The following is a 13,041-nucleotide window of genomic DNA, read 5'->3' on the forward strand; positions in this document are numbered from 1 at the left end:
AATTAAAGCTCAATTGTTTTTCCTGTACGGAACGATTCATCGGCGGCTAAAACAATCCGTAGACTATTTACAGCGTCTCTCAAATGGTCGTTCAGGTCTAGGTTTTCGGTAATGGCTTTTAAAAAATATTCTTGTTCCAATAAGCATAGCCCATCATGATCGGGCTCGTCGGAAGTATCTATAATTTCGTCGCTTTTGACAAAATTGCCATCGGTATCGGTGGTACTGTGATGCAATTTTAAAGATCCGGTTTTAGAATGGCTATCAACGTCATCAGAATCGCCTTTGGCGTCATCGGTTATAGAGACACAGCCCTTTGGTCCGATAACATCTTTGATAAAGAAGGCAGTCTCGCTCATCATAGGCCCCCAACCGGCTTCGTACCAACCTACGGAGCCATCTTCGAACCGAACTTGTAACTGTCCGTAATTGTACATTTTTGCATCTATTTCGTCGGTAAGCCGTGCTCCGATGGCGCTTACACTTTTAGGAATTGAACGGGTCATCAGACACATCACATCAACATAGTGAACACCACAATCTACAATAGGAGACATTGAGTGCATTAGTTGTTTATGGGTATACCAATGGGCTCCCGAACTTTGCTGGTTGAGGTTCATCCGCATAACTAACGGTTTGCCCAAGGTCTGTGCGACTTCTACGAATTTGGTCCATGCGGGGTGAACCCTGAGAATATATCCAACGACCATTTTCTTATTCTTCTCATGCGCAAGTCGGACTAATTTCTCGGCTTCTTCCACTGTCAGTGCCAACGGCTTTTCTACAAAGATATGGGCATTGGCATTTAAAGCGGCCTCAATATAGGGGGCATGAGTATCGGGGTAGGTGTTAATGGAAACCGCATCGGGCTCGGTGTCTGAAAGCGCTTGGGTATAATCACCAAAAGTGGGTAAACCACCCAGTTCGGCCGATAATTTTTCGCGACTCTCTGGTTTTCGGCTGACCAAGCCAACGATTTCAAAACCGTCTAATTGATGATAGGCACGGGCGTGTGAGGTTCCCATATTTCCACAACCAACTACTAAAATGCGAATTTTTTTCATAAAATATTTTTATTATTCAAGGGCAAAAGCCACGATTTGATTTCCTTTTTTTGTTCCTAACTTTTCGCCTCCACATGCAATGGCAATAAATTGCTTACCGTCGACTTCATACATTGCGGGAGTGGCAAAGGCAGGGGCAGGCAATTCATATTCCCAAAGCAGTTTGCCCGTATGTTTGTCGAATGCCCGAAAATAACCATCTTTTGTTGCTCCAATAAATAGGAGACCATTTTTGGTGATAACAGGTCCGCCATAACTTTCAGATCCCGTAGTGGGATGGCCTTTCTCTTTTAGAGACAGGGTTTCCCCAAAAGGAATTGACCAAATATACTCACCGGTATTTAAGTCAATGGCGTGCAAGGTCCCCCACGGTGGAGAAATGGCCGGTAACCCATTTTTGTCTAAAAATTTATGATAGCCACCATGTTTATATGGCAAGGGATATGGTTTTGACAAGGGTACACCATCTGTCACTTCGAACTTGTCTTGTTGATCTAAAAGAAAGGCCATAAGGCCTTTCTTTTCATCGTCTGAAATTTGCGGAAAACCGGTCATCATTCCCTTTCCGTTAGTGATAATCGATTCGATAGCCTCTTTTGTTAGTCGTTTTTGAATACCCAGAAGCGAAGGAAATCCACTTACTTCAATTCCCTTGCGATCCTTTTGGTGGCAATTGACACAATATTTGTGATAGACGGCTTCCCCGAAGGGTAGTCTAGGGGCGGTGCTGTCATTGGATTTCATTTGAAGAATCCAAGCCATTTCATTCGAATTGACATAGAGTATACCATTTTCGGGATCTGCTCCGGCGCCGCCCCATTCGGCGGCGCCATCGTATCCTGGTAATAGTAGAACAGGGTCTAAACTTGGCGGTGCATACATGCGCATATCTGCCTTGGCTATAATTTGACGCAAAGAATCTATGTTTTCTGCATACGGACTAACATCATCTTCTGTTAAGTTTGTTGAGTATCGGGCAAAGGCTTTGGGTTTTACAGGAATGGGTTGTGTTGGCCACACTTCTTCGCCATCAAGCGTAGATGTGCCGGGTACCGGAACCTCTTCAATATCAAACAAGGGCTCACCTGTTTTGCGGTCAAAAACGTAGACATAGCCTTGTTTGGTCACCTGTGCTACGGCCGCAATCTTTTTGCCTGCTCTTTTAACATATATCAAATTAGGTGGGGCAGGGGGGTCACGATCCCAAACGTCATGGTGGGTAAATTGAAAGTGCCAAATTCGCTCTCCCGTTCGGGCATTGAGGGCTAAAAGACAATTGGCGTAAAGATTACTCCCCTTTCGTTTGCCTCCATAGAAATCAGGTGCGGCCGAACCAGTAGGCACATATAGAACGCCTTCTTCTTCATCTATGGCCATACCGGCCCAGTTATTGGCGGCACCAACAAGTTCACTTTCGTAGCTATTCGGGTCTTCCCAAGTATCGTGACCTTCCTCTTCAGGGTGTGGAATGGTATGAAAAACCCATTCAACAGCTCCAGTTATAACATTGAATGCCATAATATTACCAGGGGCAGAGCCAATATCTTCTGAGAGGCGCAAGGGCATAATAATCAAATTCTCAAAAATAGTACCCGGCGTATTGGAGATTACAAATTTCTCCTTTGCGCTTTCCGGCATGCCAGAGCGAAGATCTATTTTTCCTTGGTTTCCAAAAGTTGTGATGGGTTTTCCTGTTAAGGCATTTAAAGCGTATAGATCGGGACCTTTTGAGAATAAAATTCGTTTATCTTCATCTTTCTCCCAAAACGATACGCCCCGACTAGTAGAAAGTTGAAGTGGTAAGGAATCGCCGAAACGCCAAATTTCTTTGCCCGTCGAAGCATTGAGGGCGACGACTCTTAGTGCCGCCGTAACTCCATAGAGTATGCTATCAACGACAATGGGGTTCATTTGCATTTGTCCGGTATCCGGGGCACTGTAAGACCAAGCCAATTTAAGTTCGGCTACATTTTCAGGGGTAATTTGTGAGAGGGTGGAAAAATGGTTGCGATCAGGGCCGCCCAAATAGGAAGACCATGTAGAATAATCATCTTTAGCACCGTCAATTTTTTCTTGCGGATTACAGCTTGATAATAATAAGAGTATGTAGAAGAAGGAAAAAAAGCGATAGCAGATACTAAAATTGAATTTCATAAGGCCCCGATTGAACTTTTTTAAAAGTAAGGAAAATGAAGCAAAAAGACGCTGTATGCCACTGACATGATTATAAAGAAGATTAGGAATTAAAAATAGCGTTCCACAATTTTTTTAACTGTTGGATAATAGGAGCGACCGAATAAATTAAGATGTACCAAAAGATAATAAAGCTGGTATAGGTCATCATACCCTTGTTCCCATTTATTAGTTGGGATATGGGCCTCGTATGCCCTATAAAATTCAGGAGAAAAACCGCCGAAGAGGCGAGTCATTGCCATATCCACTTTAGCGTCACCAAAATAAACGGCTGGATCGATGAGGTAAGGAGTTCCATTTGATGAAATCAGGTAGTTTCCGCTCCAAAGGTCGCCATGCAGAAGTGACGGGTTTATGTCTTGCAGTAATAGTGCACAGATGTGCAACATTGCATTTAAAGAGGGAACCTCTGAATGGGTTAGTAGCCTATTTTCCTGAGCTCGTATGAATTGAGGCCATAGCCGCTCTTTAACAAAAAAATTGGACCATGCAGTGTTTTTAGTATTTGACTGGGGAAGGCTTCCTATAAAATTATCGTTTTCCCAACCGAAATAATCTGCCGAGACCTTATGCAATTGGGCCAATTCATCTCCCAAACGTTCAAAATCTTGATGATTCGGTCGTTGGGCTTCGATGAATTCCAATAATAAAAAGCCGGTAGCATCTATTTTTCCATTTCCGTAAACCCGAGGAACCTTAATCGTGCTTGTAGCACGAATGGTTTCCAGCCCAGTTTTTTCAGTAGCGAACATTGTCGCGGCATTACCGGCATTGTTTGTTTTACAAAAAAATCGTTCGGTGTCCGTCTGAAGGCAATACGCCTGTGAAATGTCCCCTCCCGATAAAGGAAAAACGTTTTTTATAGGAGCACCTAGTAATGCAGAGAGATGTGCTATTAGAATATCAGTCATGTCTATTTGCTGCTTAATTTTAATAATCTTGGATATTATGTAAGACCGTATTAAATATTAAAATAGGCTTTGTAAATAAATCATTTCCAGGGCACACTTTTTATTTTCCCCCTTAATTTGGGCGGAATAACCTCTTAAAAAAATGATGTCTTAGTTAGCAGCAAACGTATTAAACCTTTGTTTCCTTAGATGCTTTTGTATATTGACTATGTTTCTTCTAATAGTGGAGGCCACCGGATTTCGTTATAATTTTATTCGGTTGATGTAAGGAAGCGCCTATTCCGGACTAGCGTATCAATTCCATTACCACCCTTGGAAATAACTTCGATTTTGGACGTGGTTCGGCCCTATACATTCGTTTTCCCGTTTTCTTCCTATTTATTTTTTCAGGGCATCCGAGCTTTCTAAATATATGGCATCGTCTAGTTGTTTTGATAATTTTTCAAAGAAGAGCATTTCAGCGTAGAACTGCCAATCGAAATTGATTGATTGGTTCGCCAGATGTACATGATGATCCTGATCGAGAATATAATTGTCTGGCTTATTCAGAATACGAGTCTTCCCATATACGTCTTCCAATTCTCTTCTGTGTGACACAAAATCCTTTCTCAATTCTTCCAGGTTCTTGAGTGCATTGGTCTTCTCGTCAGGACTTTGGGCGGCATCATAAGCCTGTAGCCCCAAAAGTAATTTAGCGGGCACGGCGGTCATATTGTTTACTTGCTCGTAAACTTCTAAAGTGTAGGAGTTGCGAATCGCCTTTGATTTGGCTTCCTCTATTATGGCCGCAATACTGTCGGTCTGTTTTATAATCAGGGATGCTTGATGTAACCGTGGCGCGTATTTTTCGCTCCACCTCCCTTGTTGGTTTCCCACGGGGAGATCGATAACCCCTTCTTCCAAAGCATTGTCCATACTAGCCAAGAAATTACGTTTATTACCTTTTAAGAGCGCATTTTTCCAAAAAATCACGGGTTTTTCCAAACTATCGATAAAGGCATTTGACCCATCTGCCATGGTATGTGAAAATTCGCGTTGTCGGTAGGCAGTTTTTAAAGCATCGTTGCTCCTCTTTTCTCCCGACCAGGTATATTCGGAAAAGAAGATAATTCCTCTATTGTATAGTTCAAAATGTGGTGAATCATCATCCCAAAGGGTCAATAAGAGACCGTGAGACCCACTTTCAATAGAACTTAATGCGAAAGACTTGATATTTTCGATATTGCTCTCTTCCTGCGGCATTAACACCCATCTGGTTTGTCCTGCCGTGGCTCCCATGACCTGCAATCCGTTTTCGCGGAACCAGTCCATTGTCTTGGTATTGCCTAAAGCTTCTGGCGAACTATAGTTCCACCGCATATAAATACAGTTTTTCGGGAATTGGTCTAAAAATGCCGCCAATCTATGTCCGTTTTTGTCCCAAACGCTGTCCACCTGCTGTTGCGTCATTTCCGGCTGAAACATGGGCGCATATACTTCGGCCTGTTTTAGAGGCATGTCATCCCAAAAAATCGGAATTCGATTATGTTCCTCTGCAAACTTACTGACTTTATCAAGCCACATTAATTGAAGCTCTAAAGCCGATTTTCCACTGTTGCGGCCCGTTGTATGTACTTCATCACCGCCTACATGAAGGTATTTACCATGTGGGGTAGCCTCTATTGCGTCTAAATACAAATCAAACTGAACATCATAGGTTTTTGGGTTCAGCGGATCAAAGGCCCAGTCACTGCTAGGGTCATCCCTCAATTCTTTATATTTGGGGTGCTTTAAAATGAAGGAAGCATGCCCCAACCCTTGTACCAATGGGCTGATTTCTATATTTCGGGCGGCGGCATAATCGCTTAACTTGGCCCATTCATCAAGGCTAAGCGCATCGGCAGAGCCTATGATCGGTTGGCGTTTGAATTTCATTTTGTCTTCGGCCTCTAGAATGATGGCATTCACTTTATAGCTGGCCAATTTGTCCATCAACTCATAGTAATAATCCGTTTTTTGAAGATGGTGTTTAACATCTAAATGTATGGCGCGGTAGGCCAATAATGGATAATCTATTATTGTACACAAGGGCAGATTTACCTGCTGCTCAGAGGCATCTTCAAGTAATTGTTCCAAGGTTATCAATCCGTAAAAGAGTCCCGCTTGATCCTTTCCCGTAATCGATATCTGTCCGTTTGAAATAGTCAGGGAATATCCTTCGGCGGAAATATCCAAAGCCTTATTTAAGGTGAGCACCAATTGAGCAGCTGTTACGTCTTCGACGGGTTTGATCTGTTTTAGGTTGGTGCCAAGTATAGATGGATCAATTTGGGAATCGGAATAGTAATTTTCTATGGCACCTGTACTTAATTCGCTTACCCCAGAAACCACGAATTCCTGTGGTTCTGGTAGTACTTTGAAATCACCAAGTTTTTTGTCTTGTTCTTTACATGATACTAAAATTGAAATACAAAATAAAAGGGAAAAGAATTTTTGACTCATAAGTACGGATGTTGTTTTTATTTTAAACGAGTTCTTAGCTGTGAAGCTGCCAAAAATACATAAATGAAAAAAACTATGAGTATATTCGGGAGCAATAAAACTTATCGGTAAATATTATGGTTTCAAAATTTAAATCGCTGTTTTCACTTATTTCGGGTGCTACCTTTTTGCTAATACTCTGCACGCAATGCTCGGTAAAAAAATCGATTACCTCGGAAGTGGAGGAAGAGTGGCAGCAAATGTTCAATGGAAAAGATACTAAAGATTGGACCACCAAGATTCATCACTACGAAGTAGGGGATAACTACGGAGACACGTTTCGGGTAGAAGACGGTATTTTAAAAGTGAGGTACGACAATTATGAGGGAGACTTCAACGATCGTTATGGCCACTTGTACTATAATACACCGTATTCTTATTACCATTTTTCCGTTGAATACCGTTTTGTGGGCGATTTACATCCGGGAGCACCAAGTTTCACACTTAAGAACAGCGGTGTTATGTTCCATTCGCAGGATCCCAGAACCATGCCTAAAGAACAAGATTGGCCTATATCTGTAGAGATGCAGTTTTTAGCAGGAATCAAGGAAGGTGAAGCCCGACCAACCGGAAATATGTGTTCGCCCGGTACTGATGTGGTCTATGAAGGAAAAATTGACCCTAGGCATTGTATAAACTCAACCTCAGATACGTACTATGGCGACCAATGGGTCAAAGCCGAAATGATTATTCGTGGCGACTCGCTAGTTACCCACATCATCAATGGTAAGAAAGTATTGGAATATACCAAGCCTCAGATGGGCGGGGGAGTAGCCAATGGGTACGATCCCAAAATAAAACAAGATGGTAAATTACTTAGCGAGGGTTTTATCGCCTTGCAAAGTGAAGGCCAGCCTATTGATTTTAGAAACGTGAAGATTAAGAACTTAAAGGGATGTATGGATCCCAAGGCTAAGAACTACAAAAAGTACTTTATAAAATCTGACCCAGAATCTTGCACGTATTAATTTTGTTGTCTTTCTCAGAGAATAAGAATTGGACAACAGCTATCGCTTCCGATGGTATTTTTGATAGGAATAAAAACTTTAAACTATGTTAAAAGTAGGGAAGTATAGATGTGCCTTCGCCCTATTGGTTTTCTCTGTTATAGCGTGTTTTTCTGCACCTTCGGTGCAATTAGATACGGTTCAGCTGGCCATGGTCAAACAAAAGATTCATGAGGGCGTTGCTTCAGAACGAACACTTGCGGCTTATAAAGACCTACTCGGGAACGCGGAGCAATTGCTTACCATGGAAAACCCAACGGTAATGGATAAATCTATAATTCCCCCTTCAGGAAACCAGCACGATTACTTGAGTATTGGTCGCTATTGGTGGCCAAATCCCGAAACTAAAGACGGATTGCCATGGATCAGAAAAGATGGCAAGACAAATCCCGAGACTCAAACGGATGCCGTAGACAGAAATAGGTTAAGCGATATGACCAATGGAATTAAAAACCTAAGTCTTGCCTATTACTTTTCAGAAGATGAGCGATACGCCCAAAAAACGATAAGTATAATAAAGACTTGGTTTCTTGATGAGGATACGTTGATGAATCCAAACCTCGAATTTGCACAAAGTGTTCCGGGTAACCCAGAAGGCAGACCTTTTGGGATTTTGGATGGCCGAGCTATAGCTTCAATAATACCAGATGCTATTGACATGCTATCCACTTCTCCGAATTGGACAGCAGACTATGATTTAAAAATGACCCGATGGTTATCTGATTATTTGAAATGGCTGACCGAAAGTGATTTGGGCAAAGAGGAGGGTGAACAAGAAAATAATCATGGTTCCTGGTACCGGTTTCAGGTGGCCTCCCTAGCACATTATTTGGGGGATAAGCCCTTGGTAAAAAAAACGGTTGAACTAACGCAGCAAAGTCTCGATCGACAGTTGAACAGTAATGGGGGGCAAATTCATGAACTTGCGCGTACCAGATCTTTTTTTTATAGTTGCTTTAATCTGGAAGCATTGACAAATATTGCCGTTTTTGGTGATGAGGCCGGGATGGATATGTGGGACTTTGAGTCGGAGGAAGGGAAAAGTTTGGCTTTGGCGATTAATTACTTGACTCCTGTAATCGGCGGGCAAGACTGGGCACATGCTAGTCTTCATGGTGCAGACGTGTCGTATATAGTACCAATACTTGCCCGAATGTCTGCCCATACCGATGCAAACGAATATTCCAAGGTATTAACGAAAGCCATTGCCATACTTGTCAAAAAGGAGCGAGAGACGGGTTCTATGAACAAAGTGCTTCAAGAGTTAAGTTTAAAAACCACTATCGGCTATTGAAACTTTAAAGGGGAACGAGAAAAATAATAAGCCATAAAAACAAGTTTTTGGCTCGGGTTATTTTTCATAGATTTCTATGGGTAGACCATCGGGATCCGAAAAGAAAGTGAACTTTTTATTGGTCAATTCGTCGATACGCACCGTTTCTGTCACCACCTCCTTGTTTTTTAGTGCTAAAATTGATTCTTCAATATCATCGACTTCAAAAGCCAGATGGCGCAACCCTAAGGCCTCGGGCCGAGAGGGACGTTGTGGCGGGTCAGGAAACGAAAAGAGCTCGATAATGTATTCGCCATTTAGGGCAAGGTCTAGCTTGTATGACAGCCGTTCTTTCCGAAAGCTTTCTTTTACTATTTCCAACCCTAAAATCTCAACATAGAATTGCTTTGATTTTTGATAGTCTGAGCAAATAATGGCAATATGATGGATTTTATTAAAACGCACGTTATTTTTTGGTTTTAGGATAAATCCTCCGGATAGATTCCTGCCGTTGTCCAACCCCCATCTACCGGTATGGTTTGCCCGTTAATATGGGCAGCTTCTTCGGAAAGTAGAAATACGCAGGTTTTGGCAATATCTTCGGGTTTGCCGACAACCCCTCTTGGGATTAGTTTCCCCCAGATTCCTTCATAGTCTGGCTGCTCTTTTTTGGTGCGCTCGGTCAAAGTGGCTCCCGGGGCAATGGCATTTATGGTTATTCCATATTCGCCCAGTTCGTAGGCGAGGTTACGGGCCATTAACTGAAGTGCTGCTTTGGTCATACCGTAGGCAGTAAGATTACGGTAGGCCTGAATGCCCACTTGGGAAGACATTAGAACAATACGCCCTCCGTTACCGTTCTTTATCATTTCTTTGGCCGCCCGTTGCACCAAAAAGAAAGCTCCGTGAAGATTGAGCTGTAGTACTTTTTGAAAGGATTCCGGAGTGAACGAAAGAAAGTCGCCAAAAAGGGTAATGCCGGCATTGGGTATAATAAAGTCAATTTTACCAAAGTTTTCCAAGGTGAAGTCCGCCATTGCATTGATGATTGCAATATCTCCGGCATCACCCGAAAAAGCTAAACAATTTCCTGGATGTTTATTGTGTAATTCTCCCGCCGCTTTTTGACTCCGAGTTTCATCCAAATCGTTTAAGACCACGTTAGCACCAGCCTTTAGAAGCAACTCGGCGATAGCATACCCAATTCCTTCCCCTGCTCCTGTAACTATGGCCGCCTTATTTTTGATTCCCGAGTAATTCATTACGTATTCTTAAAAAGGGTTATTGGTGTTCCTTTGACTTTGGGGCGGTATACGAAGAGGCCACCACTTTTCGGGAACTCTTGAAGTTGTTTTTCGTTCAGATCGCTACGTGCTGAGGTTATATACAACGAATTTAAATCTTTACCTCCGAAACAGCAAGAAGTCACATGTGGCGCATCAACCGCTACCTTTTCCAATACTTCGGCGGTATCGGGATTCCAACGACGCACACAATTACCGCCCCAATGAGCGATCCAAAGCATGCCTTCGACGTCTATGCTCATACCATCGGGACTGCCGTACCCTTCTGGAACCGAAATAACTATTCTTTTGTTGGCTATAGTGTTGGCAGCACTATCAAAATCATAACCGTAAACTATACGGTCATCCGAATCGATATAGTAGAAGGTTTTTTTATCCGCTGTCCAAGCCATACCATTTGAAATGGTAGTTTCTGAGATTTGAATATTGGCATTATAATTACGGTCAACCCGATATAGATTACCGCTTTTCGGAACGAATTTTTTATGCATACTACCTATCCAAAAATTGCCGTTAGGCCCTACTTTGCCATCATTAAAGCGCATATCGGAATTGCTATTTTCAAGTACGTTGAGTGGCAGAAGTTCTTCGGTTTCCTTGTTAAAAGAGGTGAGACCCGACTCAAGCGCCAAGATGAGGTTTCCGTTTTCGGCTGGTACGGTCGCTCCTATCATACCATCAAAACTCCATTGACGGTTTTCAGTGTTTGTGGGATTATGTTGATGCAACTTTTTACCTTCGATATCCACCCAAAAAAGTAGCTGTTTCTGGGGGTCCCATACAGGTCCTTCACCCAAAATTGCTTTGGCATCGTAAACTAATTGTGCGCTATTGGCCTTGGTCATATTCGTGGTATATCAATATTATTGAAAATTATTTAATTTGGATTAATTCCAGCAGGGCGAGCCTTTTTTTCAAATGCTATCAGCGTCTTATTTAATAGGGTTGTATACTCGGGGTTATTGGTGTTTTCTAAAAGATTGCCTTCCTTGGAAATAAGGTCGGGTTCTGTTCTATTATAGGCGATAGCAGGTGTATCTCCTTTTGAAAATAAATAGTTGCCCCTCACGGTATTGGACGATGCCTTGTGAAAACGAAGTGGAGATTTGGCAATGTTATAAATTAGGTTTTTTTCGACCAGCACATTCGTGGTACCCTCGTCAAGAAACATTCCGTTGCTTTCTGCCCTTCCGGCGTTTACTGAAATATCGTGAATATGATTTTCTGTTAAACGGCTGCCCGGTTGTAAACCCAGCATATAAATACCACCACCATCACTTAACTTTCGCATGACGTGGTGTATGTGATTTTTGGTAACGATATTGTCGCGACAAGGAGTTACCTCGGGGTTCCACATCCAACCGATTGAGATACCTGTGTACGGAAGGTTGTATATTTTATTGTTGCTCAAAACCGTTTCCGCCGTCAATCCGCACCAGATGCCCACAGCTCCATAGAATTGGACTCCGCACTCTGAAATATCGCAAGATTCAACGGTATTGGCGAGAGCCACTTGTTCTGGGGCAATCTTCCACCAGGGAGTATCACCAATATGGCGATCTTGACCTTCCCCGATCATAACACCATTACCCGAAATATCATAAATACGGCATTTTTTCAAGGCACAATTGGCACTACCCGTACCGAACCAAACAGCGCTGCCTCCCATCGAAAGAAATTCGCAATTTTCAAACCGGATATTTTCCACCCATTGGGTTTGTATTGCTGCCGGCACAACATTCCATTCTTCCATTTGGCTTCTTGGATCAAAATGGCAGGCTTGAATACCAGCATAGGTTTCCTCGGGAAGGTTCCATTTGCAGTGTTTAAAGATAATCCCTTCAAAGGCAACATTTGATATAGGCTCCTTTTCGGTGCCCTGTACCTGTATAAGACGCTCTGCTACGGGTATTTCGATAGTTAAAGTATTCGGGTCAATGTTGGATGATAATTTCAGTAAGACCTCCTCTTTGGCCGGATTGAAAAACCATTCGCCGTCGGCATCTAAAAATTCTGGCGCATTTTCAAGGTAATACCGCGGATTAGGTTCCCAGTGGTCAAGAGTAAAAAAATCGAGGTTTTTAGTCCCGATTGAATCCACGGCATAGAGCACATTGTTTTTAGCATCAATATTTTTAATCGGAATTCGGGTTATAGACCAATCGTGCAGTAAGACCAGCTCGGGCTTGACCGTACTTTCTGGAATAGGAAAATCTCCTGAAGTAAAAGAGAAATTGGTGCGTTTATCGGCACCCACTTTGTTTACCCTCAGATAGCCACTATTTGGATGCCTAGCCCGAGTTGCCCTATTGCCATTGATAAAAAGTTCTCGAAAAGTTCCTATTTCGTCAGCTATTGAACAGGCCCAGAGGCCATTCCCTATTTTTCGCCATCCAGTTAATTGAAGGGCGCCTGAGACTACGGGTTTAGCACCGTCCATCGCCTTTATTGAAAGAGATATGCTGCTTTTTTTCAACAAAGAATCAATAACTAAGGGCTTTTTTATGCGATAAGTGCCGTCATTCATCCATAAGATCACGCTCTGATTTTTGGTGTTGTCCAGCGAGGCGATTTCATCATATGCTCTGTGCAGTGTTTCAAAAGGCGCCCTGGGGGTTCCTTGACCATTATCTGAACCGTTCGGAGAAACATAAATTTCCTTTATTTGCTGCGCATTCGAAAACTGTACTAGCAACAGGGATAAGAATAAACTGATGGAACGAGCAGCCATTTACTTTTTTATTTATTGATAATAACCGAAAATAACTC

General features: G+C 42.5%; 10 protein-coding genes. 2 read left to right on the top strand and 8 right to left on the bottom strand.

What is annotated here, in order from left to right:
* Positions 1-2: 2 nt before the first annotated feature.
* From BLS33_RS23350 to BLS33_RS23365, 4 genes are all read right to left on the bottom strand, one after another.
* Positions 3-1,064 carry a Gfo/Idh/MocA family protein gene (locus BLS33_RS23350; RefSeq protein ID WP_089895540.1) on the bottom strand — a complete coding sequence of 354 codons (1,062 nt, stop codon included), beginning with the start codon at positions 1,062-1,064 and terminating at the stop codon, positions 3-5.
* 12 nt (positions 1,065-1,076) lie between these two features.
* On the bottom strand, positions 1,077-3,218 hold the full coding sequence (locus BLS33_RS23355) for an outer membrane protein assembly factor BamB family protein (RefSeq protein WP_089895542.1): 2,142 nt from the start codon (positions 3,216-3,218) through the stop codon (positions 1,077-1,079).
* 89 nt (positions 3,219-3,307) lie between these two features.
* Positions 3,308-4,168, bottom strand: coding sequence for a fructosamine kinase family protein (locus tag BLS33_RS23360; protein ID WP_089895543.1), 861 nt, complete (start codon positions 4,166-4,168; stop codon positions 3,308-3,310).
* A gap of 378 nt (positions 4,169-4,546) precedes the next feature.
* Positions 4,547-6,649 (bottom strand): glycoside hydrolase family 20 zincin-like fold domain-containing protein, encoded by a 2,103-nt coding sequence (locus BLS33_RS23365; protein WP_089895546.1) that lies wholly within the window; start codon positions 6,647-6,649, stop codon positions 4,547-4,549.
* Positions 6,650-6,765: 116 nt separating this feature from the next.
* Here BLS33_RS23365 and BLS33_RS23370 point away from each other — a divergent pair, with 116 nt between their 5' ends.
* Together BLS33_RS23370 and BLS33_RS23375 are read left to right on the top strand one after the other, a co-directional pair.
* Positions 6,766-7,656 carry a 3-keto-disaccharide hydrolase gene (locus BLS33_RS23370; protein WP_089895548.1) on the top strand — a complete coding sequence of 297 codons (891 nt, stop codon included), beginning with the start codon at positions 6,766-6,768 and terminating at the stop codon, positions 7,654-7,656.
* An 85-nt stretch (positions 7,657-7,741) separates the two neighbouring features.
* Entirely contained in the window at positions 7,742-8,989 is a 1,248-nt protein-coding gene (locus BLS33_RS23375) for an alginate lyase family protein (RefSeq protein ID WP_089895550.1), read from the top strand.
* 57 nt (positions 8,990-9,046) lie between these two features.
* Here the strand turns inward: BLS33_RS23375 and gloA2 are convergent, their stop codons facing one another.
* The 4 genes from gloA2 to BLS33_RS23395 are packed head-to-tail and all read right to left on the bottom strand — an operon-like array spanning position 9,047 to position 13,003.
* Positions 9,047-9,433, bottom strand: coding sequence for an SMU1112c/YaeR family gloxylase I-like metalloprotein (gloA2, locus tag BLS33_RS23380; protein WP_089895552.1), 387 nt, complete (start codon positions 9,431-9,433; stop codon positions 9,047-9,049).
* A 14-nt stretch (positions 9,434-9,447) separates the two neighbouring features.
* Positions 9,448-10,230: an SDR family NAD(P)-dependent oxidoreductase gene (locus tag BLS33_RS23385; protein WP_089895555.1), complete on the bottom strand. Its 783-nt coding sequence runs from the start codon at positions 10,228-10,230 to the stop codon at positions 9,448-9,450.
* Entirely contained in the window at positions 10,230-11,117 is an 888-nt protein-coding gene (locus BLS33_RS23390) for an SMP-30/gluconolactonase/LRE family protein (protein WP_089895557.1), read from the bottom strand. The genes BLS33_RS23385 and BLS33_RS23390 overlap by 1 nt, the downstream gene beginning before the upstream one ends.
* A gap of 32 nt (positions 11,118-11,149) precedes the next feature.
* Complete coding sequence (locus tag BLS33_RS23395; protein ID WP_089895559.1) at positions 11,150-13,003, bottom strand: right-handed parallel beta-helix repeat-containing protein; 1,854 nt, start codon at positions 13,001-13,003, stop codon at positions 11,150-11,152.
* Positions 13,004-13,041 lie beyond the last annotated feature (38 nt).

The sequence above is a fragment of the Kriegella aquimaris genome (assembly GCF_900103215.1).
In the GTDB taxonomy this organism is placed as follows: domain Bacteria; phylum Bacteroidota; class Bacteroidia; order Flavobacteriales; family Flavobacteriaceae; genus Kriegella; species Kriegella aquimaris.

Coding starts and splice junctions, on each gene's coding strand:
- BLS33_RS23370 (WP_089895548.1), top strand. CDS start 6,766: ATGGTTTCAAAATTTAAATCGCTGTTTTCACTTATTTCGGGTGCTACC.
- BLS33_RS23355 (WP_089895542.1), bottom strand. CDS start 3,218: ATGAAATTCAATTTTAGTATCTGCTATCGCTTTTTTTCCTTCTTCTAC.
- BLS33_RS23375 (WP_089895550.1), top strand. CDS start 7,742: ATGTTAAAAGTAGGGAAGTATAGATGTGCCTTCGCCCTATTGGTTTTC.
- BLS33_RS23390 (WP_089895557.1), bottom strand. CDS start 11,117: ATGACCAAGGCCAATAGCGCACAATTAGTTTACGATGCCAAAGCAATT.
- BLS33_RS23385 (WP_089895555.1), bottom strand. CDS start 10,230: ATGAATTACTCGGGAATCAAAAATAAGGCGGCCATAGTTACAGGAGCA.
- BLS33_RS23360 (WP_089895543.1), bottom strand. CDS start 4,168: ATGACTGATATTCTAATAGCACATCTCTCTGCATTACTAGGTGCTCCT.
- BLS33_RS23365 (WP_089895546.1), bottom strand. CDS start 6,649: ATGAGTCAAAAATTCTTTTCCCTTTTATTTTGTATTTCAATTTTAGTA.
- BLS33_RS23350 (WP_089895540.1), bottom strand. CDS start 1,064: ATGAAAAAAATTCGCATTTTAGTAGTTGGTTGTGGAAATATGGGAACC.
- BLS33_RS23395 (WP_089895559.1), bottom strand. CDS start 13,003: ATGGCTGCTCGTTCCATCAGTTTATTCTTATCCCTGTTGCTAGTACAG.